The following is a 21,295-nucleotide window of genomic DNA, read 5'->3' as shown; positions in this document are numbered from 1 at the left end:
GGCTAGCGGGTTTCGACGGTGGCGAGATAGCGCCGCACCGCCTCGCCGTCCTGGTGCAGCCAGGCTTGGTCGTCGTCGCGCAGGGCAGGGGGCTCCAGCCAGCCGGGCTCGATGCCGGTCATGTCGGGCAACTGGTGGGCGATGCCCTTGTGGCAGTCGATGCAGGTCTTTTCGCCCGGGATCAGATAGCGCTCGTGGATCTCGGCCGCGCGGCGGGTCTGCTTGGTGAAGTCCATCGCCACCGCCGCGTGGCAGTTGCGGCATTCCAGCGAGTCGTTGGCCTTGAGCCGCGCCCATTCGTGCTTCGCCAGCTCCAGCCGCTTTTCCAGGAATTTCTCGCGCGTGCTGATGGTGCCGAAGATCTTGCCCCAGACCTCTTTCGAGGCCTGCATCTTGCGGGCGATCTTGTCGGTCCATTCATGCGGGACATGGCAGTCGGGGCAGCTGGCCCTGACCCCCGAGCGGTTCGAGAAATGCACCGTCGGCATCAGCTCCTGATAGACGTTGTCGCGCATCTCGTGGCAGCTGGTGCAGAATTTCTCGGTATTGGTGATCTCCAGCGCGGTGTTGAAGCCGCCCCAGAAGACCACGCCGCAGATGAAGCCGCCCAGCGTCAGGAAGCCGATGCTGAGAAAGCTGCTGGGCCGGCTGATGACCCGCCAGAACCAGGTGACCCGGCCCCAGACCCAGCGGATGACCCTGCTGATCCAGCCCATGTCACGGGCCCCCGGCATTCTGGTAGCCGTCGCGGAACGCGTTCGGCACCAGCGGTTTCACGTCGGTCTGCTGGACATGGCAGGCGGTGCAGAAATAGCGCCGGGGCGTCACGTCGGTCAGGATCTGACCGTCGCGGTCCATGAAATGCGTGACGCTGATCATCGGCGCGCCCGAACCCTCGGTGAATTGCGGCTTGTGGCAGTCCATGCAGCGGTTGGTGTTCACCGTCAGCTGGTAGCCGTCGATGGAATGCGGGATTACCGGGGGCTGTTCGGGATAGTTGCGCATCCGGCGCACGTCGTCGGTGATCGGCCGGCCCAGCGGCGGGATCTGGCCTTCGGTCATCGGCTCGGCCCAGCCGGTCAGCGGCGGCACGATCTGCACCGCCGGCTCGGCCTGCGGCAGGGCGGCGCTGACCAGCGCGAACAGCACGAGGCCGGCCATGGCGGCGGGCCGGATCAGACGGAAAGGATCTTGACCGCGCATTTCTTGAAATCCGTCTGCTTGGAAATGGGATCGGTGGCGTCCAGCGTGACCTTGTTGATCAGCTGGCTGGCGTCGAACCACGGCACGAAGATCACGCCGCGCGGCATCCGGTTCCTGCCGCGTGTCTCGACGCGCGAGCGGATCTCGCCCCGGCGCGAGACGATGCGCACCTCGGCCCCCTGGTTGAAGCCCATGTCGCGGGCGTCTTCGGGATGCATGAAGCAGCGCGCGCCGGGAAAGGCCCGGTAAAGCTCGGGCACGCGCATGGTCATCGAGCCGGAATGCCAATGCTCCAGCACCCGGCCGGTCACCAGCCAGATGTTGTATTCCTCGTCGGGCGGCTCGGCCGGCGGCTCGTAGGGCACGGCGATGATCTTGGCCTTGCCGTCCGGGTTGCCATAGAACTGCACGCCCGCGCCCGGCTCGACATAGGGGTCCAGCCCCTCGCGATAGCGCCACAGCGTTTCCTTGCCATCCACCACCGGCCAGCGCAGGCCCCGCACCTCGTGGTAGGTGTCATAGGGGGCAAGGTCGTGACCATGGCCGCGGCCGAAGGCGGCATATTCCTCGAATAGGCCCTTCTGGACGTAGAAGCCGAAATGGTTGGCCTCCTGGTTGGCGTAATCGGGATTCAGCTCCGAGATGTCGAAGCGGTCCACGCTGCCGTTGCGGAACAGCACGTCGAACAGGCTTTGGCCGCGATAGTTCGGGTTGGCGGCCAGGATCTCCTCGGGCCAGACCTCGTCGGTGGTGAAGCGTTTCGAGAACTCCATCATCTGCCACAGGTCCGAGCGCGCCTCGCCCGGCGCGTCGACCAGCTGGTGCCAGACATGGGTGCGCCGCTCGGCATTGCCATAGGCGCCCTCCTTCTCGACCCACATGGCGGCGGGCAGGATCAGGTCGGCGGCCATGGCCGTCACCGTCGGATAGGCGTCCGAGACGACGATGAAGTTTTCCGGGTTGCGATAGCCCGGCCAGGTCTCGCCGCTGTTGTTGGGCGCAGCTTGCAGGTTGTTGTTCACCTGCACCCAGTAGAAGTTCAGCGTGCCGTCATGCAGCGCCCGGTCCTGGGCCACCGCATGCAGCCCGGGCTTGTCGGGGATCACGCCTTCGGGGATGCGCCAGATCTCCTCGGCATGCTTGCGGTGTTCGGGATTGGTCACCGTCATGTCGGCGGGCAGGCGATGGGCGAAGGTGCCCACCTCGCGCGCCGTGCCGCAGGCCGAGGGCTGGCCGGTCAGCGAGAACGGGCTGTTGCCCGGTTCCGAGATCTTTCCGGTCAGCAGGTGGAGGTTATAGACCATCTGGTTGGCCCAGACGCCCCGCACATGCTGGTTGAAGCCCATGGTCCACAAGGACATGACCTTGCGGTCGGGATCGGCGTAAAGCTCGGCCAGCTGCTCCAGGAAGCCCGGCTCGACCCCGGTCAGCTCGGACACCTTTTCCAGCGTGTATTCGCTGACCAGTTCGGCGAATTCCTCGAATGTCGAGGGGGTGGTCGCCGCCGGATCTTCCGCCGTGCGGGCGGCCATCTCGCGCGGGTCGTCGTCGCGCAGCCCGTAGCCGATGCCGGTCGCGCCGGCGACGAAGGTGGTGTGGCGATCCACGAAATCGCGGTTCACCCGGCCGGTCTGGATGATGTGATTGGCGATGTAGTTCAGGATCGCCAGGTCGGTGCCGGGCTTGAAGACGATGGGAATGTCCGCAAGGTCCGAGCTGCGATGCGTAAAGGTGGACAGCACCGCCACCTTCACATGCGGATGGCCCAGCCGCCGGTCCGCCACCCGCGTCCACAGGATCGGATGCATCTCGGCCATGTTCGAGCCCCAGAGGACAAAGGCATCCGCCGCCTCGAAATCGTCATAGCAGCCCATCGGCTCGTCCATGCCGAAGGTGCGCATGAAGGCATAGGCCGCCGAGGCCATGCAATGCCGCGCATTGGGGTCGAGGTTGTTCGACCGGAACCCCGCCCGCATCAGCTTGGTCGCGGCATAGCCCTCGAAGATGGTCCACTGGCCGGAACCGAACATGCCGACGGCGGTGGGTCCCTTGTCCTTCAGCACCCGCTTCGCCTGGGCGGCCATGGTGTCGAAGGCTTCCTCCCAGCTGACCGGGGTGAGCTCGCCGTCCTTGGCATAGACGCCGTCCTTCTTGCGCAGCAGCGGCTGGGTCAGGCGGTCCTGGCCATACATGATTTTGGACAGGAAATAGCCCTTGACGCAGTTCAGGCCCCGGTTCACCTCGGCCAGCAGGTCGCCATGGGTGGCGATCACCCGGCCGTCCTTGACGCCGACCATGACGCCGCAGCCGGTGCCGCAAAAGCGGCAGGGCGCCTTGGACCAGGTGATCTGCAGCGATTCGACGCCGCCGGGCACCGGCTGCGCATCGGCGGAAAGCGGGATATTGGCGGCCATCGCGGCGATCCCCGCCGCCTGCGCCTTGAGCAGGTCGCGTCTGGAAATGCTCATGCCAGCGCCTCCTTCTCATCGGCGGGCAGCACCTGTTCGAAAACCAGATTGGCCGAGAACACGTCCTCCATGACCGAGATCTCGGCCAGCCGGCCGCCGATCTCGCCCACCGAGCCGCCTTCAAGGACCAGGACGATCTTGGCGCCCTGGACCGCGTGCACCTCGGTCCCCGGCAGGGCGGCAAGGCGCCGGGCGACGTCAGGGGCCCGTTCCGGCCGCGTGGTGACGATGGCGCTGGAGATGTGAAGGAAGCGCGGCTCTGCCTGTTTCAGCTTTCCGGTCAGAATGTCGCGTCGCTGGATGGGGGTCCTGTCTGGCTCGCGCATGGGCTTTCCCTAATGTATGGGTCCGGGTGGTCCGAAGATGATCTGCCACATCCAGACCAGGAAGCCGTAGCCGCCGACGATCGCCACCGACAGGATCGGCCAGATCACCACGGCGAGGATCAGGAAGGCAAGGATTTCGTCCCGCTTGCGCTGCGGGGGATGACCGGCTTCTTTGGCGGAATCGATCATGGTCTGGCAACCTTCGCGTGCAGGCGCGTCGCTGGAAGCTTCGGTGGACGCCTTGGTTCATTCTTCCCACAAAACCGTGAAGAGTCAAAAAGGTTCCTGCCCGATTTACGGGCAGCCGGGCGTCCCGGCGAAACCCGGCCCGCCCTGTCGCTGCGATGCCACCGCCTGGCAGGGAGGGAAAGACCAGCAAAATCATGCGGCAAGACTGCCGCCCCGCGCGCCCGCCGCGTGACGGGGCGCGGGCCTGAAGGACGGCGCGGCGCCCGGCTTGCCGGCGCACCGCACCGCCGCGGGAGGCCGAATCGTTGACCGGCCGGGTCCGAGGAAATCTGCATCCGTGCGAGATCCGCCGCCGGATACATCCTTGGGTAGAGGAAGCGTCACAATCTTGCCGCAATCCGTCGCAATGCCGGCCGGGCGCGCCATCTCTTGCCCCAGTCCGGCAAGCCGGAATCGCTCGGGCCGGAGCCAGCGCCCCTTTGCCAGCGGATGGGCTTCCCGGGGTTTCTGACGACCACCTTTTGCGGCGGGCCGTTCATCCTGCCCGGCTCCGCCACAACCCCGCGAGACCGCGCCGGCCGGCATGGCGACCCCGAACGAATGGAATTTCGGATGCGCATTCATCGCGCAGCCCCGAATAAAACAAAAAGATTCGGAAAATCCCATTCCAAAAACTTTCGCAGCCTGGGGATTCCGGCAAGAAATGCACAGGCTCCGGGAAAACCCGATGCCGCAGAATCCCCGCCTCGCCGCATTGCATGCCGAATCGCTTTACCTGTGATTAAAATCTGCTAACTTTCAAGAAGATCAGAGTGACCCACCCGTTTATGAGCTCTGAGATGTGTGCATTACCGTTTCGCGATTGCCAGAATGTCCGGGTTTTTTCAGACAGCCCGACATGGACCGAAGTCCGGCCGGGATTGAAAATGCCCGGCCAAGGCCGCTGCATCGGCGGTATCCCGGATAATGCGCTGGTTTTTCGCGCCGCTTTCAACCGCGGCGGCAATTCGCAATCGGCCTTCCGCGCCGGGCGATCCGGCATTCGGGGCGCACGCCGCCGCCGCCGGACCGGCCCCGCGATTCCCGCGGCAGGCCGGGGCGGCGGCAGGAGGAGGTGGACATGGTGATGGCGTCTTTCATGGCCCTGCGTCAGGGCATTCCGGTCGAGGGGGTGGACCCGCTGACCGTCGAACTGGTTTATGCCGCCGAGCAGCCGGCAGAGGCGGTGCGGACCCGGGTGGCCGCCACCCTGCCGGATGCCGAACTGTCGGTCGAGCCGGTCTTCGACGCCGAGGCCGACCGCTATTTCTTCGTGGATTTCCCCCGGATCGACCCGCATGGGCAAGAGCGCGAGATCTTCGCCTTCGCCCGCGAGCTGCGCGCCGCCGTCGGCGCGGCCGAGGCCAATCCGGTCCTGCCCGACAGCCTTTACGGCTCGGCCCATCTGGGCGCCGAACAGGAAAGCCTGGCCGGGCTCTGCGCGACCAGGCCCGACAGCAGCCGCCCCTGGGGCTGGCATCACCCGCTGATCGACACCATCGGCGCCTGGCAGACGACGCGGGGGCAGGGGGCGACGGTGGCGGTCATCGATACCGGCTACAGCAGCCATAACGAGCTGGCCGATGTCCTGGACCTGCGGGCCGAGCGCAATTTCGTCGAGGGCGGCACCGATGCCCGCGACCGTTTCTCGACCGGGCCGCTGATGCAGCCGGGCCATGGCACGCTGGTCATGTCGGTGATCGCCTCGCGCGGCTCGGCCAATGCGGCGGGCGAGACGCAGAAGCCCGGCGGCATCACCGGCACCGCGCCCGAGGCCAGGATCATGCCGCTGCGCACCATCCGGTCGGTGGTGGATTTCAGCCAGCGCCAGATCGCCGCGGCCATCGACCATGCCGTCGCGCAGGGGGCGGACGTCATCGCCATGGCCCTGGGCGGCCCGACGCGCGTCGCCAGCACCGAGGCGGCCCTGCGCCGCGCCGTGGCGCAGGGCGTGGTCATCGTCTGCGCCGCGGGCAATTGCTGGCCTCTGGTGGTGTTCCCGGCCGCCTATGCGCCGCTGGGCATCTGCACCGCGGTGGCGGCGCTGCAACCCGACCTGCGGCCCTGGGCCAAGACCGGCAGGGGCCCGCAGGTGACCTTCTCGGCCTTCGGCGAGCATGTCTGGGGGGCGGCGAAGAACCGCGCCGGCGACAGCGATGCCGGCATCCGCGCCAGCCAGGGCACGACGCTGGCGACCTCGATCAGCGCCGGGGTGGCGGCGCTGTGGGTGGCAAGGCATGGCGGGCGGGCCAAGCTGCAGCAGGCGGCGCGGCAGCGCGGCACCACGGTGCAGGCGATGTGGGTGCATTGCGCGACGCAGGGCATGACGCCGCCGCCGGTCTGGAACGGTTCGCAGCGGCTGGGGGCGGGGGTCATCAACGCCGCCCGGGCGCTTGGCGCCGCGCTGCCGGCCGCGACCGAGGCACCGCCGGCGCCGCCGCCGGATGCGGCCCCGACGCTCGACATCCTGCAGATGCATCTTGCCGGCATCGACGAAGGCATCCTGGGCGAGGTCGACCCCGCCATGGCGGACCTGGCGCCCGAGCTGATCTGGCTGAGCTATCGCGCGGCGGCCCGGCAAAGGGCGCTGGAAACGCTGGCCGAGGCCGTGGCCGGGACCGAAGCCCCCGGTGTCCCCGCAGCCATGCCTCCGGCCGTGGCCGGCGCGGACCAGCCCACCGAGGCCCTGGCCCGGGTCCTGCGCGACGCCCCCGCCCTGCGCGCCGCGGTCGGCCTGTGACGGGGCGGCGATGGCGGTCACGGCCAACCGCATCCGCGCCGTGCTGGGCGCCCATGCCGCCACCGTGGAAGAGGCGCTGGCCTTCCTGTTCCCCGATCCCGACCGGCCGGTGAATCTGGACGGGCTGCGCGAGGCCGCCGAAGAGGGCGACGACCTGGCCGATGTCCTTGCCGCCGTGCTGAACGACAGCGGCACCAGCGGCAGCTTCATCGCCTTTCTGGGCGCGCGCGGCATCGAATTGCGCCCCCTGCAGCCCAATGCGCCGATCTGGGATGCGGTGCGGCGCCGGCGGGGCGCCGAAAGCGCGATCCCCGAACCGGAGCCAAACGATTTTCCCTTCGACCCGCTGGCGGCCTTTGCCACCCGGGCCCGGCAATTCCGCTGCCGCATCCTGCTGGACCGGCGGGTGATGGGGTCGGGCGCTTTCGTCTCGGCCCGGCTGGTGCTGACCGCGGCCCATGTGATCGAGGAGCTCATCTGCGCCCGGCAACCGCAGCCGGCCCTTCCCGGCGCCGATCCGGCAGCCGTGCCGGCGGCGGGCCCTCACCTGCATCAGATCCGCATCCTCGCCTCGGATGGCAGGCGCTATCCCGCCCGGCTGGTCTGGCATTCGCCGGTCCATGCCTGCGAGCACGACGGCGGCCTGCCGCCGCCTGCCGAGGCGGCCAGCCACCGCGACGTGGCGCTGCTGCGGGTGCTGCTGCCGCTGGGGCACAGCTACGGCCATATCGAGCTGCCCCCGCAGCCCGTCGAATGGACCGGCCCCAGGATGCTGGCGCTGGTGCATTATCCGCGCGGCAAGGCGCGGGGCTTCGTCTCGGGCCGGGTGCTGCGCCGCAAGGACGACATCCGCCTGCAGCACGACATCGCCACCGAGCCGGGTTCCTCCGGCGGCCCGGGCTTCGATACCGACCTGCGCTTCATCGGGCTGCATCAGGGCCGGACCGGGGGCCGGGGCCGGCTGGTGCCGCACAGCCAGTTCGCGGCCGAGCCGGCCTTTCTGGACGCGATCCGGCAGGATTGCCCGCCGCGCTATCTGTGGTCGCTGGACGGCAATCTGGACGGGCCGATCATCATCGGCCGCCAGCAGTTCTTCGCCGGGCTGGCGGCGATGGTCGAACAGCCGGATTCGCTGCTGCGCGGGCTGTGGATCCGCCGGCTCGACACCAGCCGGGCGACCGGGCTGGGCTTCAGCTTCGACATGCTGCGCGCCTTTCTGGCCAGCCAGCGGCCCGCCGCGCAGGCCATGGTGCGCGATGTGCTCTGGCGCGTCCCGACCGCGCTTTCGACCGAAAACCTGCTCGACGGGCTGGCGCGGATGGCGCTGGACCGCCCCGCCGCCGAGGCCCATGCCGGGGTGCGCGGCCATGAGACCAGCCGCGTCGCCGAACAGCGCGACCGCGCGCAGCGCCTGGCCCAGGAGCTGCAGCGCCGCGCCGAGGCCGAGGACCGCATCTTCTGGTTCTTCCTGGAAACGCCCCCCGGCGGCGAGCTGGCCGAGCCGGTGCTGGCCGAGTTCGAGCATCTGGTCGAATGGCTGGTCGCCCATCGCAACCTGCGCCTGATCCTGGCCGGATTCGAGCAATATGCCCTGGCCCCGCTGCGCTTCCAGAACGCCGAAGAGGCGCTGACCGCCCGGCGGCCGGGGCTGCTGGTCGATCCGCTGGGCCGCTTTACCGATGCCGACATCGCCGTGACGCTGGCCGCGATGCTGCGCGACCTGACGGGCGAGGAGGCGCTGGACCCGATGCTGGCCGAGGACATGGTGCGGCAGGTCACGCATGGCCTGCCGCAGCTGCATCCCGGCATCTATGATTTCGACCACATGCGGCGGGCGACCAGGCGCCTGCAGAGCTGCGTCAGGAAACGGATGGGGATGCGCTGATGGCGATGCCGGACCGATACCGCCAGCTGCGCGACAGATTGTTTCTCCGCGCTGCCCTGAGCGACAGCTTTTCCCCGCGCCTGCTGCTGCAAGAGGTGCTGCGGGGCGAGGAGCGCATCGACCTGCAGCTGCGCGGCCAGCTGATGTCGGCGCTACGCGAGGCCTGCACCGAGGAAGCCGGCGCCGCCCCGGAAAAGGGCGGCGCGCTGTGGCGGATGCGGCTCTTGCCGCGGCACAAGTCGCTCGAGGCCGCCGCCCCGGCCCGAGATCCGGCCGCAGACCTGTCGGGCGACCTGCCCGACACGCCCATCGTCCGGGCGTTGCAAGGCCGGGACGGTTTTGCGCCCGACCGGCTGCGCCGGCTGATCGACGGGCTGGAGCCGGTCGCCGCCGAGGAGCTGGCCGGGCTAGTGGCTGTTCTGGAACAGGCGGGGCCGGGGGCGCCGGGCCATCCGCTTCTGGCGGGCCTTGGCAGCCTGCTGGACCGGCTGCGCGGCGCCGCGCTGACCGATGCGCTGCTGGAACAGGGCATCCTGGGCCGGGCCGAGGAAATCGCCCGCATCCGCGCGGCGCTCGCCGCCCCGCAGCGGGCGCCTCCGCTGCGGACCGTCCATATCCAGGGGCTGCCGGGGCTGGGCAAGACCTTCCTGCTCGAACAGGTGATCCGCGAATGCCGCGACCTGCCGGACATGGTGCTGATCCGGCTGGATTTCGACCGCTCCTCGCTGCAGACCGGCGACACCGCGGCGGTCTTCGACGAAATCTCGCGCCAGATCGGCACCGCCATTCCCGAAGCCGCCGCCGCCTTGCAGGACCAGCGCCTGCGCGAGGCCGAGCGGCGCACCTCGATCGGCGCCAACACTGCCGAAACCGTGGCGCCCTTCGAGCATCTGCACCAGATGATCGAACTGGTCGCGGGCCGGGGCCGGCGGCTGCTGTTCCTGCTGGACACGCTGGAGGTGCTGCACGGCCATGGCGAAACCTTCGTCGGGCGGCTGCTCGAAGAGCTGGACCGCTTCGCCGCGCCGGGCAGCATCCCGATCAACCTCATCTCGGCCGGGCGCGGCAGCATCTTCGGCGAGGATCACCCGCGGCTCCGGGCGCTCATCCCGCTGGAGGGGCTGGAAAATCAGGTGATCCAGGCGATCCTGGAACGGCGCGGCGTGCAGCCGGGGCTGCGCCGCCGCATCGCCCGGCTGTCGCAGGGCAACCCCCTGCGCCTGCTGCTGGTCACGCGCGCGGTCCAGGAAAGCGGCGGTTCGCTGGGGGAAGAGCAGATCCGGCAATCCACCAACGGCTATCTGTATCGCGCCATCCTGTCGCGCGTGCCCGCCGACATCCGCCGCATCGCCTCGGAAGGGCTGATCCTGCCCTGCCTGGATGCCGAGGCCCTGACCGGCATCGTGGCGCCCGCGCTGGGGCAGGTGCTGAGCCCAGCCGAGGCCGAGGCGCTGCTGGAGACGCTGGCGGCGCAGTCCTGGCTGGTCCGGCGCGATCCGGCGGGCGGGCTGGTGCATCGCGACGAGCTGCGGGCCGAGTTTCTCGAGCTGACCTATGCCGAAAACCCGCAAGGCGCGGCCGAGATCAACCGCCGCGCCGCCGCCCATCACGACGGGCGCGATCCGGCCCTGAGGCTGTATCACCTGCTGCAGCTGACCCGGGCCGGGGAGCCCATGCCCGGGATCGATGCCGCGCTGGCGCTGCGCCTTACCGGCCGGCTGTTCGATGACCTGCCGCCCCCGGCGCGCGACGCGGTGGTGCGCGCGCGCGGCGAACGGGCGCGCGGGACCGCGCCGCCGCGCCGCCGCGCCGATCCGGCCCCGCGCCCGCCAGGCGCCGCCCGTCCCCGCCGCCGCCCCGACCGCGCCGGCATGGCCTGGCTGCAGGTCGCGCCCGGCAGCGCCCGGCTGATGCGCATCGACCCGCCGGCCGAGGGACAGCCCGAAAACGCCGGCGACCTGACCGACCTGCGCAACATGCTTGAAGCCGGGGCGCTGCGCGAGGCCTCCTTCCTGGTCCGGCAGCGGTTCCGCCGACCCTTTCCCGCTGACGGCCCGACCGGGCTGCTGCTGCTGGCGCATCAGTGGCGGACCGGGCAATGGGGGATCGTCCGCCGGCTTCAGCCCTGCCTCGACATGGCGGCGCTGGAAGGGGCGCTGCACGACGACGTGGGGCTGACCGGGCTGGTGCTGCTGGAAATCTGGGCCGAGTTCCGCTTTGACGAGCTTTGCGCGCGGCTGCGGCAGGACGATTTCCTGGCGCTGGCCGGCCGCGCGCTGGGGCAGATCGGGCGCGGCGGCCTGCGCGCGGCGGCGCTGGAATTCGCCATGCTCTGCGCGCGCGGCCCGGGGCTTTCCGGCGAGAACGAGGCCGCCGGCGCCGTCGCGCGCTGGCTGCCCGAGGCCCCGCCCCATGCCGCCCTGGCGCTGCATGCGCGGGCGCAGGCGCTGCGGGCCGGTTTCGGCCTGGAACTTGCCCCCGCCGGGCAGGACCCGCGCGAGATGGATGCCTGCGGCGCGGCGCTGGCGATGGCGCCGGTCAATCCCTACGGCCAGCCGATCCGCGCCCTGATCGACACGCTGGCCGATGCCGGCGCGGCGCGGGTTCCGCAGGCGGCCGAAAGCCTGGGCCCGCGTCTGGGCGAATTGTCGGCGCTGCTGATGCCGGGGCTGTCCGGGCTGGATACCGCGCAGGCGCGGCTGGCCTCGGGCGGGCGCGAGGCGCTGGCGCTGATCCAGGCCATGGGGCTGGTCGCGGAATTCGCCGGCGGGGTGTCGTCCCTGGTGCCGGCGCCCGACCTGCTGGTGCTGGCCCGCGCCGCGGCGCGCTGGCAGCAGGCGACGCTGGGCCTGTGGGGCTATGGCCGGAACCGGCCGGCCGGCTGGGCCTGCGAGGCGCGGATCGACCCGCTGGCGCAAGAGCGCGCGCTGCGGCTTCTGGCCCGGCCCGACGCCACGGAGGCGGCGCGGCGCGCCTTTCACATCTGGCAGGCGTCGCCCGACCGGCCGCCGCCGGCGGATTCGCCGCCGCTGCGCGCCGCGCTGGCCGGGATCGCGGCCGATCTGCCGCCCGGCGCCGGGCTGGACGAGCGGCTGGCGCTGGTGCAGCGCGCCGGGATTATTCCGGTCCAGCAAGCCCCGCTCGCGGTGCTGAGCCGGCGCGACGGCAGCGACGGCCACTGGCTGCCGGTCCTGGAACAGGGCGGCGGCATCATCACCCAGGCTTTACGATCAGGAGGGCAGGCAGGATGAACCATGAACAGGAAAGCCTGGGCCGGCTGGAACGGCTCTCGGGCAGCGGCGCCATCGACCGCGCCCGCGTCCTGGTGGACGACGATCCGCCGATCCTGCGCGAGCTGGGCCTGACCCCGGACCGCGCGCGCGAGCTGCTTTCGACGCAGCCGACGCAGCTTGAATCGGTCGGCTCGCAGCCCTCGCAGCTCGAGGCGATCGTCCGCGCGCTCGGCCGGCCGCCGCTGATGGTGGTGCAGGGCGCCGTCCAGGGCAAGCACAAGCTGGGCGCGGATTTCCCCGCCGATATCGACGGCCGGATCACCGCGGTCGAGCCGCTGCTGGGCTCGGTCGGCAGGGTCGAGTTCCTGAACCACGACCAGAGCTGGGGCGGCACCGCCTGGGTGGTGCAGAGGCGCGACGATCACCTTCTGGTCGTCACCAACCGCCATGTCGCCCGGCTGGTGGCGCGGCGCACCGCGCGCGGCGATGCCGTCTACATGTTCGCCCCGGGCAATGTCCAATACGGCGCCGCCGTGGATTTCGCCGAAGAGCTGGGCCTGGACCCCGATCCCCGGACGGTGCTGGCCATCGACCGCTTCGTCTATCTTGCCGACGACATCGCCGCCGATATCGCCATCGGCCGCATTGCCTGCCCGCCGGCCGGATCACCGCTGGCCCTACAGCCGCTGACGCTGGCCGAGGAGGACATCGCCAAGGACGAGCTGGTCGCCGTCGTCGGCTATCCGGCCCGCGATTCCCTGCGCAACGATCCGACGCTGATGGAGCGGTATTTTACCGGCATCTACGACGTGAAACGCTTTTCGCCGGGCTATCTGATGGCGGCCGAGGGCCCGCAGATCCTGCGCCACGACTGCACGACCCTGGGCGGGAATTCCGGCAGCCCGGTGATATCGCTCTGCAGCGGCAAGGTGGTCGGCCTGCATTTCGCCGGGCGCTTCGGCATCGGCAATTCCGCCGTGCGCGCCTCGACGATCCGGGCGGTGCTCGACAGCATCCCGCAGGGGACGAGCCGCACGTCCACCGTGGTCGTTTCGCCGCTCGATCCGCCGCCCGCCGCGGCCTCTCTGGCCGGGCGGCCGGGGTATGACCCGGATTTCCTGCAGACCCATCCGGTTCCTCTGCCGCTGGCGGTTCCCTCGGATGCCAGCGCCGAGCGCCCGCATGAGCTGAAATACCAGAATTTCGGCATCCTGTTCTCGGTGGCGCGCCGGCTGCCGCTGCTGGCGGCGGCGAATATCGATGCCCGCAAGCGGCGCCCGCAAAAGCGCCACCCGCAGGGCTGGCGCAGGGACGGCCGCATCGCCGCCGACCTGCAGGCCGGCGCCACGGACCAGGGCGATCCGGCGGTCGTCGCGGTTCCCCTGGTCCGGCCGGCGGCAATGGCCTGGGGCGATGACGAGGAAACCGCGGCCCTTGCCTTTGCCGACGGTTTCCATTGCCCCGTCGCCTGTCCCTGGCATCTGGGGCTGGGGCCGGACAACGCGCTTTGGACCGGGATCGAGGACCACGTCCTGACCAGCCCGCGCACGCATGGCTTCCGCTGCGTCCTGTTCCACGGCCCGATCCTGCACGAGGACGATCCCCGGCCCGAGGGGGCGGCCGCAGGCATTCCCATGCGCTACTTCAAGGTCGTCGTCATGCTGGCCGAGATCGAGGGCAGCGGCGGCGAGCTGGGCCTCAGCGCCAGCGCCTATCTGCTCAGCCAGGCCGATCTGATCCAGCGGCTGCTGCAAGAGCAGAAGGTGATCGAATCGGTCGAGGGCTTCGACTTCGCCAGCTACCGCACGTTCCAGCTGCGCCTGTGCGACCTCGAGCGCATCAGCGGCTTCGATTTCGGCGCGCTGAAGGCGGCCGACCCGTTGGCCGCGCTGGTGGAAAGGGGCGGCGCCCCCGGCCGGCCGCCGCGCAGCGTGATCGAACTGCAGAGCCTGGACGACATCGTGCTGTAAGCCCCCGCGCCACGCGCCCGACGGCGGCGGCCGGGCTTTGCCGCCGCTTCATCCTTCGCAGGGTTTCGGCGGATTGCGCCGGCGGCCCGCGCCGGCCGGGGCCGATCCGGCTTTTTCTTGACACCGGCTGGGGCCGGCCCCTTACTATCGCCCAGCCTCAACACAGGGCGCAGCATATGCCGGAAAGCATCCAGAAGGAGGACTGGGAGCGATTCCGCGCGCTGGGGAGCGTGCCCCCCAGCATTCGGGAGGTCGTGCTCAGATCCTGGGTCAGGTCCAGGGGGCGGAAAGAGATCGAGACCCTCAAGCGCGCGCCCAGCGTCGCCCAGGACGAATTGCGCGCCATCCGCAACCGCAACCAGCGCCTGCGCTCGGCGGCGCAGACCGCGATCCGCCGCGCCGGCTACATGCTGAACGATGCCGGGATGATGCTGCTGCTTTGCGACCGCGGCGGCGTGGTGATGGAGGCCGAGGGCGATGCCCGCATCCTGTCGCGCGGCCAGGAAAACCACCTGCATCCCGGCGGCCATTGGGACGAGGACGCCATCGGCACCAACGCCATCGGCACGGCGCTGCACCTGGCCAAGCCGGTCACCATCTCGGGCGTCGAGCATTTCTGCGAGGCGATCCAGCGCTGGTCCTGCGCCGCCGCGCCGATCCGCGACCCGTTCAACGGCGCGCTTCTGGGCGCCATCGACATCTCGGGGCCCTCGGGGCAGTCCTTCGGGCAGGTCGCGGCCTTCTCGGTCACGCTGGCCATGCAGATCGAGGAGGCGATCCGCAATGCCGGGCTGCAGGAACACCGCCGGCTGATCGAGCGGCTGCTGGCCGAACGCCGCGGCCAGCGCGGCGACGAGATCATGGTGCTGGACCGCTTCGGCCAGCCGGTCTGGTCCAGCGCCGATTTCCGCTCGGCCGCCGGCCGGGCCTGGGGCGACGAGGCCGGAGCGGCCCTGCCGCTGCCGCCCGACGCGCATCAGGGCGATCCGGGCAATCTGGCCGCGCGGCTGCGGCAGGTCCTGCCCCATGCCGATGTGGACGTGCTGGTCGAGCGCGGCGACATGCTGGGGGTGATGGTCACGCTGCAGCGCCCCGGTGCGCGGGGCCGGCCGGCCCCGGACCCGGCGGTGAGCCTGGCGCAGATCGCGCAAAGCGGCGCGGCCATGGCGCCGATCTGCGCCGCCGCGCGGAAATATCTGGAAAGCGGCGTGCCGCTGCTGATCGAGGGGCCGGTCGGCGCGGGCAAGGAGACTCTGGCCCGGGCGCTGCATCTGGCCGGGCCGCTGTCCGGCCAGCCGCTGGAGTTCCTCGATTGCAGCCTGCTGGACCCCGAGACGCTGCGCGGCGACCTGATCGATGCGCGGCTGGCGCGGCTGGCCGAGGCCGGCGGCACGCTGTGCCTGGACGAGCCGGCCCAGACGCCGCGCCAGGCGCAGCCGCTGCTGGTGCAGGCGCTGGCCCGGCTGGCCCGCGCCGCGCCGGTGCCGCCGCAGATCCTGTCGCTGTCCTCGGTCGGCCTTGCCGAGCGGATGGCGCAGGGCGATCTGCGCGGCGACCTGTATTTCCGGCTGGCCGCCGCCACCCTGCGCCTGCCGGGCCTGGCCGAGCGGCGCGACGACCTGCCCGGGCTGATCCGCCGCTTTGCCCAGGCCTATCCGCAGCGCCGCCGCGGCAAGGCGCTGCGCTTCACCCCGGCGGCGATGCGGCAACTGCAGGCGCATGACTGGCCCGGCAATCTGCGCGAATTGCGCAACCTCATGGAATCGCTGGGTGCGACCTCGCTCAGCGGGCTGGTCGATCGGTCCGATCTTCCCGCGCATCTGGCCCGGCCCGCCGGTCCCCGCCGCGAAGAGACGCTGCGCGACCGCGAGCGGGCCGAGATCGCCGCCGCCGTCGCCGAGGCGGGCGGCAACATGACCGAGGTGGCGCGGCGGCTGGGAATCGCGCGTTCGACGCTGTATCTGAAACTGGACCAATACGGCATCCCGCGCCCGCGCCGCGACTGAGCCGGCGCCGGTTTCGCGGACGCGGCAAGGCGTCCGCAGCATGTCCGACGGACCGTCCGAAAACCGGACAACACGGCCGCCCCCCGGCACGACATCCTGACCCTACGCCACGGGAGGGTGGCGCAATGGGAGGAGAAAACCGTGCCATTGGACAAATCCAACAATCGCAAGGTGCAGGTGCTGGGCATCGATGCCGGCGGCACCATGACCGACACGTTCTTCGTCGATGCCGAGGGCGACTTCGTCGTCGGCAAGGCGCAATCGACGCCGCAGAACGAGGCGCTCGGCCTGATCGCCAGTTCCAGGGAGGGGCTGGAACATTGGGGCCTGACGCTGGAGGAGGCGCTGTCCGAAATCCAGACCGGCGTCTATTCCGGCACCGCCATGCTGAACCGCGTGGTGCAGCGCAAGGGCTTGCGCTGCGGGCTGATCGTCAATGCGGGGATGGAGGATTTCCACCGCATGGGCCGCGCCATCCAGGCCTATCTGGGCTTCGCCTACGAGGACCGCATCCACCTGAACACGCATTACTACGACGAGCCGCTGGTGCCGCGCCACCTGACGCGCGGCGTGATGGAACGGGTGGACATGTCCGGCACCGTAGTGATCCCGCTGCGCGAGGACACCGCCCGCCAGGCCGCCCGCGACCTGATCGCCCAGGATGTCGAGGGCATCGTGATCTCGCTTCTGCACAGCTATCGCAATCCCGGCCATGAACGCCGGGTGCGCGACATCGTGCTGGAGGAGATCCAGAAATCCGGCAAGGCGATCCCGGTCTTCGCCTCGACCGACTATTACCCGGTGCGCAAGGAAACCCACCGCACCAACACCACGATCCTGGAAGCCTATGCCGCCGAGCCCTCGCGCCAGACGCTGAACAAGATCACCTCGGCCTTCAAGGAGAACGGCTCGAAATTCGACTTCCGGGTCATGGCGACGCATGGCGGCACCATCAGCTGGAAGGCCAAGGAACTGGCGCGCACCATCGTCTCGGGCCCCATCGGCGGGGTGATCGGGGCGAAATACCTGGGCGAGGTGCTGGGCTATTCCAACATCGCCTGTTCGGATATCGGCGGCACCTCCTTCGACGTGGCGCTGATCACCCAGAACGAGCTGACGATCCGCAACGACCCCGACATGGCGCGGCTGGTGCTGTCGCTGCCGCTGGTGGCGATGGATTCGGTCGGCGCGGGCGCCGGTTCGTTCATCCGGCTGGATCCCTATACCAAGGCGATCAAGCTGGGACCGGACAGTGCCGGCTATCGGGTCGGGGTCTGCTGGGCCGAGTCGGGGATCGAGACCGTGACCATCTCGGATTGCCACGTCATCCTGGGCTATCTGAACCCCGACAATTTCCTGGGCGGGCAGGTCAAGCTGGACCGCGAGCGCGCCTGGAACGCGATGAAAGAGCAGATCGCCGACCCACTGGGCCTGACGGTCGAGGATGCGGCGGCGGGCGTGATCGAGCTTCTGGACAGCGACCTGCGCGACTATCTGCGCTCGATGATCTCGGGCAAGGGCTCGACGCCGGGCAACTTCGTCTGCTTCAGCTATGGCGGCGCCGGTCCGGTCCATACCTACGGCTATACCGAGGGGCTGGGCTTCGAGGACGTGATCGTGCCGGCCTGGGCGGCGGGCTTTTCCGCCTTCGGCTGCGCGGCGGCGGATTTCGAATACCGCTATGACAAGTCGCTGGACATCAACATCGCCAGCGACGCAAGCGCCGATCTGAAGGCCAACCAGGCCAAGACCCTGCAAGCCGCCTGGGAGGAGCTGCGCGAGCGGGTGCTGGAAGAGTTCGAGATCAACGGCTACAGCCCCGACCGGGTCAAGCTGCAACCGGGCTTCCGCATGCAGTATCGCGGCCAGTTGAACGACCTGGAGATCGAAAGCCCGATCACCGAGGCGCATTCCGCCGAGGACTGGGACAAGCTGGTCGATGCCTTCAACGACACCTATGGCCGGGTGTATGCCGCCTCGGCGCGCTCGCCCGAGCTGGGCTATTCGGTGACCGGCGCGATCATGCGCGGCACGGTGCCGATCCCGAAGCCGAAGATCCCGAAAGAGCCCGAGGCCGGCCCGACCCCGCCCGAGGAGGCCAAGCTCGGCACGCGCAAGTTCTACCGGCACAAGAAATGGGTGGATGCCCAGCTTTACCGGATGGAGGCGCTGCAGCCCGGCAACCGCATCACCGGCCCCGCCGTGATCGAATCCGACGCGACGACCTTCGTGGTGCCGGGCGGGTTCGAGACCTGGCTGGACGGTCACCGCCTGTTCCACCTGAAAGAAGTCTGATTTCCCGGGGAGGAAACATCATGAACATGCAATCCAAAGTCGAGACGCGCGGCATCGTCCGCGGCGGCGAGACGCTGAAGCAGCACCGTGACCGGCTGATGGAGGCCACCAAGCGGACGAAACATTACGCCGGCCTCGACCGGCTGGAGCTGCGCGACAGCGACCCGATCAAGTACAATAAGCTGTTTTCCCGCCTGCGGGCCGGGGTGGTGGACGCGCGCGAGACCGCCAAGAAGATCGCCGCCTCGCCCATCGTCGAGCAGGAGGGCGAGCTTTGCTTCACCCTCTACAACGCGGCGGGCGACAGCATCCTGACCTCGACCGGCATCATCATCCATGTCGGCACCATGGGCGCGGCGATCAAATACATGATCGAGAACGGCTGGGAGCAGAACCCCGGCATCAAGGACAAGGACATCTTCTGCAACAACGACAGCCTGATCGGCAATGTCCATCCCTGCGACATCCACACCATCGTGCCGATCTTTCACGAGGGCGAGCTGATCGGCTGGGTCGGCGGCGTGACCCATGTGATCGACACCGGCTCGGTCGGCCCCGGCTCGATGTCCACGGGCCAGGTGCAGCGTTTCGGCGACGGCTATTCTATCACCTGCCGCAAGATCGGCGAGAACGACGAGCTGAAGCGCGACTGGCTGCATGAAAGCCAGCGCATGGTGCGCACCACCCGCTACTGGATGCTGGACGAGCGCACCCGCGTCGCCGGCTGCCACATGATCCGCGACCTGGTGCAGGAGGTGATCGCCGACGAGGGCATCGAGGCCTATTGGAAATTCGCCTATGAATCGGTCGAACACGGCCGCATCGGCCTGCAGGCCCGCATCAAGGCGATGACTATCCCCGGCAAATACCGGCAAGTGGGCTTCGTGGACGTGCCTTATGCGCATGAGGACGTGCGGGTGCCCTCCGACTTCGCCAAGGTCGACACGATCATGCATACCCCGTCGGAAATCACCATCCGCGGCGACGGCACCTGGCGGCTGGATTTCGAGGGATCAAGCCGCTGGGGCTGGCACACCTACAACGCCCATCAGGTCAGCTTCACCAGCGGCATCTGGGTGATGATGACGCAATCGCTGATCCCGACCGAGATGATCAATGACGGCGCCGCCTACGGGACCGAGTTCCGCCTGCCCAAGGGCACCTGGATGAACCCGGACGACCGGCGCGTCGCCTTCAGCTATTCCTGGCACTTCCTGGTCAGTTCCTGGACGGCGCTGTGGCGGGGTCTCAGCCGGGCCTATTTCGGCCGCGGCTACCTGGAAGAGGTGAACGCCGGCAACGCCAATACCTCGAACTGGCTGCAGGGCGGCGGCTTCAACCAGTATGACGAGATCCATGCCGTCAACTCGTTCGAATGTGCGGCGAACGGCGTCGGCGCCAGCGCGCATATGGACGGCATCAGCCATGCCGCCGCGGTCTGGAACCCCGAAGGCGACATGGGCGACATGGAGATCTGGGAGCTGGCCGAGCCGCTGGTCTATCTGGGCCGGCAGATCAAGGCCAGCTCCGGCGGCGCCGGCAAGTATCGCGGCGGCTGCGGGTTCGAAAGCCTGCGCATGGTCTGGAACGCCAAGGACTGGACGATGTTCTTCATGGGCAACGGTCATATCAGCTCGGACTGGGGGCTGATGGGCGGCTATCCGGCGGCCTCGGGCTATCGCTTCGAGGCGCATGACACCCGGCTTCAGGAGATCATCGCCGAGGGCGGCGCCATCCCGCATGGCGGCGACACCGACCCCGAGAACCCGACTTGGGAGGCGATGCTGCCCGATGCGCGGATCAAGCGCGACAAGCAGGCCATCACCACCGAGGCGATGTTCAAGGATTACGACCTCTATCTGAACTACATGCGCGGCGGGCCGGGCTTCGGCGATCCCTTGGACCGCGAGCCGCAGAAGGTGGCCGACGACGTGAACGGCGGCTATCTGCTGCCCCGCTTTGCTGACAGCGTCTATGGCGTGGTGCTGAAGGGCGCCGGCGACGGCATGAAGGGCGTGGACGCCGCCGCGACCGAGGCCCGGCGCCGCGCCATCCGCAAGCAGCGGCTGGAGGAATCGGTGCCGACGCAGGAATGGATGGCGGGTGAACGCCAGCGCATCCTGGCCAAGGAGGCCGGCGTGCATGTCCAGCAGATGTATGCCGCCTCCTTCAAGCTCGGCCCGCGCTTCGAACAGCAGTTCCGCAGCTTCTGGGACCTGCCGGTCGACTGGCGGCTGATGGAGGCCGACCTGCCGATCCCGTCCTACGGGCGCGAATACTCGATGGACATCTCGGAACTGCCGGACGTCCGGACCGTGCAATTCGTCGAGGAATGACGCCCGGGGCTGCGCCCGCCCCCTCGGGCGCAGCCGTTCTTTCAGGCCCATCCAATGGAGGAAAAGATGGCCTATACCAAAGCCAAGATTAAAGACCTGGTGGACGGCAAGATCGACCGCGACACGCTGCACACCATGCTGTCCACGCCCAAGGACCGCGAACGCTTCCAGATCTACCTGGAGATCCTGCAGGAACAGGTGGACTGGGACGACCCGATCATCCTGCCGCTGGGACCCAAGCTTTACATCGTGCAGCGCAAGTCGGACCGGAAATGGATGATCCGCAGCCAGGCCGGCCACGATTTCTGCGAATGGGACCAGAACTGGAAGCTGCACGCCCGCATCCGCGTGCGCGAGACCGCCGAAAAGATGGAGGAGCTTTATCCCCGCCTGATGGCGCCCTCGCCGGAATGGCAGGTGATCCGCGAATATTTCTGCCCGCTTTCCGGCGATCTGCTGGACGTCGAGGCGCCGACGCCCTGGTATCCGGTCATTCACGACTTCGAGCCGGATATCGAGACCTTCTACAAGGACTGGCTGGACCTGCCCGTCCCCGAGCGCGCCTGAGCGCGCCGCGCCTTGGGCGGCCGTCCCCGGCCGCCCTT

Annotated in this window: 13 protein-coding genes; 8 read left to right on the top strand and 5 right to left on the bottom strand. The window is 69.2% G+C overall.

Features of this window, described 5'->3' with window-relative positions:
• Positions 1-2: 2 nt before the first annotated feature.
• Genes L632_RS0114040 through napE form a run of 5 tightly spaced genes read right to left on the bottom strand, consistent with a single transcriptional unit; the run spans position 3 to position 4,186 of the window.
• On the bottom strand, positions 3-716 hold the full coding sequence (locus L632_RS0114040; RefSeq protein WP_028713615.1) for a cytochrome c3 family protein: 714 nt from the start codon (positions 714-716) through the stop codon (positions 3-5).
• Between the two features lies 1 nt (position 717).
• Complete coding sequence (locus tag L632_RS0114035; RefSeq protein WP_028713614.1) at positions 718-1,203, bottom strand: nitrate reductase cytochrome c-type subunit; 486 nt, start codon at positions 1,201-1,203, stop codon at positions 718-720.
• Positions 1,176-3,671: a periplasmic nitrate reductase subunit alpha gene (gene napA, locus L632_RS0114030; protein WP_028717011.1), complete on the bottom strand. Its 2,496-nt coding sequence runs from the start codon at positions 3,669-3,671 to the stop codon at positions 1,176-1,178. The genes L632_RS0114035 and napA overlap by 28 nt, the downstream gene beginning before the upstream one ends.
• On the bottom strand, positions 3,668-3,997 hold the full coding sequence (locus L632_RS0114025) for a chaperone NapD (protein WP_028713612.1): 330 nt from the start codon (positions 3,995-3,997) through the stop codon (positions 3,668-3,670). The genes napA and L632_RS0114025 overlap by 4 nt, the downstream gene beginning before the upstream one ends.
• Positions 3,998-4,006: 9 nt before the next feature.
• Positions 4,007-4,186: a periplasmic nitrate reductase, NapE protein gene (gene napE / locus L632_RS0114020; protein WP_028713611.1), complete on the bottom strand. Its 180-nt coding sequence runs from the start codon at positions 4,184-4,186 to the stop codon at positions 4,007-4,009.
• A gap of 1,120 nt (positions 4,187-5,306) precedes the next feature.
• On the opposite strand from napE, the gene L632_RS0114015 reads away from it, so the two are divergent.
• From L632_RS0114015 to L632_RS0113980, 8 genes are all read left to right on the top strand, one after another.
• Entirely contained in the window at positions 5,307-6,965 is a 1,659-nt protein-coding gene (locus tag L632_RS0114015; protein ID WP_156933665.1) for a S8 family serine peptidase, read from the top strand.
• Positions 6,966-6,975: 10 nt separating this feature from the next.
• Positions 6,976-8,850: a serine protease gene (locus L632_RS0114010; RefSeq protein ID WP_028717009.1), complete on the top strand. Its 1,875-nt coding sequence runs from the start codon at positions 6,976-6,978 to the stop codon at positions 8,848-8,850.
• Positions 8,850-12,101, top strand: coding sequence for an AAA family ATPase (locus L632_RS0114005; protein WP_028717008.1), 3,252 nt, complete (start codon positions 8,850-8,852; stop codon positions 12,099-12,101). The genes L632_RS0114010 and L632_RS0114005 overlap by 1 nt, the downstream gene beginning before the upstream one ends.
• Positions 12,098-14,053 carry a trypsin-like peptidase domain-containing protein gene (locus tag L632_RS22735; RefSeq protein WP_051416278.1) on the top strand — a complete coding sequence of 652 codons (1,956 nt, stop codon included), beginning with the start codon at positions 12,098-12,100 and terminating at the stop codon, positions 14,051-14,053. The genes L632_RS0114005 and L632_RS22735 overlap by 4 nt, the downstream gene beginning before the upstream one ends.
• Before the next feature lie 176 nt (positions 14,054-14,229).
• Positions 14,230-16,059, top strand: a complete 1,830-nt coding sequence (locus L632_RS0113995; protein ID WP_028717007.1) for a sigma-54-dependent Fis family transcriptional regulator — start codon at positions 14,230-14,232, stop codon at positions 16,057-16,059.
• Positions 16,060-16,206: 147 nt separating this feature from the next.
• Entirely contained in the window at positions 16,207-18,354 is a 2,148-nt protein-coding gene (locus L632_RS0113990) for a hydantoinase/oxoprolinase family protein (protein WP_028713606.1), read from the top strand.
• Positions 18,355-18,374: 20 nt separating this feature from the next.
• A complete protein-coding gene (locus L632_RS0113985; RefSeq protein WP_028713605.1) occupies positions 18,375-20,690 on the top strand; it encodes a hydantoinase B/oxoprolinase family protein in 2,316 nt (771 codons plus the stop codon).
• Between the two features lie 66 nt (positions 20,691-20,756).
• Positions 20,757-21,257, top strand: coding sequence for an acetone carboxylase subunit gamma (locus tag L632_RS0113980; protein WP_028713604.1), 501 nt, complete (start codon positions 20,757-20,759; stop codon positions 21,255-21,257).
• The last annotated feature ends 38 nt before the right edge of the window (positions 21,258-21,295 follow it).

Source organism: Paracoccus sp. J39 (assembly GCF_000518925.1).
Lineage (GTDB): Bacteria > Pseudomonadota > Alphaproteobacteria > Rhodobacterales > Rhodobacteraceae > Paracoccus.
This window is presented reverse-complemented; position numbering and strand designations above follow the sequence as displayed.

Bases quoted from the DNA above. Each gene is read 5' to 3' on its own strand.
- L632_RS0114040 (WP_028713615.1), bottom strand. From the start codon at position 716: ATGGGCTGGATCAGCAGGGTCATCCGCTGGGTCTGGGGCCGGGTCACC.
- L632_RS0114035 (WP_028713614.1), bottom strand. From the start codon at position 1,203: ATGCGCGGTCAAGATCCTTTCCGTCTGATCCGGCCCGCCGCCATGGCC.
- napA (WP_028717011.1), bottom strand. From the start codon at position 3,671: ATGAGCATTTCCAGACGCGACCTGCTCAAGGCGCAGGCGGCGGGGATC.
- L632_RS0114025 (WP_028713612.1), bottom strand. From the start codon at position 3,997: ATGCGCGAGCCAGACAGGACCCCCATCCAGCGACGCGACATTCTGACC.
- napE (WP_028713611.1), bottom strand. From the start codon at position 4,186: ATGATCGATTCCGCCAAAGAAGCCGGTCATCCCCCGCAGCGCAAGCGG.
- L632_RS0114015 (WP_156933665.1), top strand. From the start codon at position 5,307: ATGGTGATGGCGTCTTTCATGGCCCTGCGTCAGGGCATTCCGGTCGAG.
- L632_RS0114010 (WP_028717009.1), top strand. From the start codon at position 6,976: ATGGCGGTCACGGCCAACCGCATCCGCGCCGTGCTGGGCGCCCATGCC.
- L632_RS0114005 (WP_028717008.1), top strand. From the start codon at position 8,850: ATGGCGATGCCGGACCGATACCGCCAGCTGCGCGACAGATTGTTTCTC.
- L632_RS22735 (WP_051416278.1), top strand. From the start codon at position 12,098: ATGAACCATGAACAGGAAAGCCTGGGCCGGCTGGAACGGCTCTCGGGC.
- L632_RS0113995 (WP_028717007.1), top strand. From the start codon at position 14,230: ATGCCGGAAAGCATCCAGAAGGAGGACTGGGAGCGATTCCGCGCGCTG.
- L632_RS0113985 (WP_028713605.1), top strand. From the start codon at position 18,375: ATGAACATGCAATCCAAAGTCGAGACGCGCGGCATCGTCCGCGGCGGC.
- L632_RS0113980 (WP_028713604.1), top strand. From the start codon at position 20,757: ATGGCCTATACCAAAGCCAAGATTAAAGACCTGGTGGACGGCAAGATC.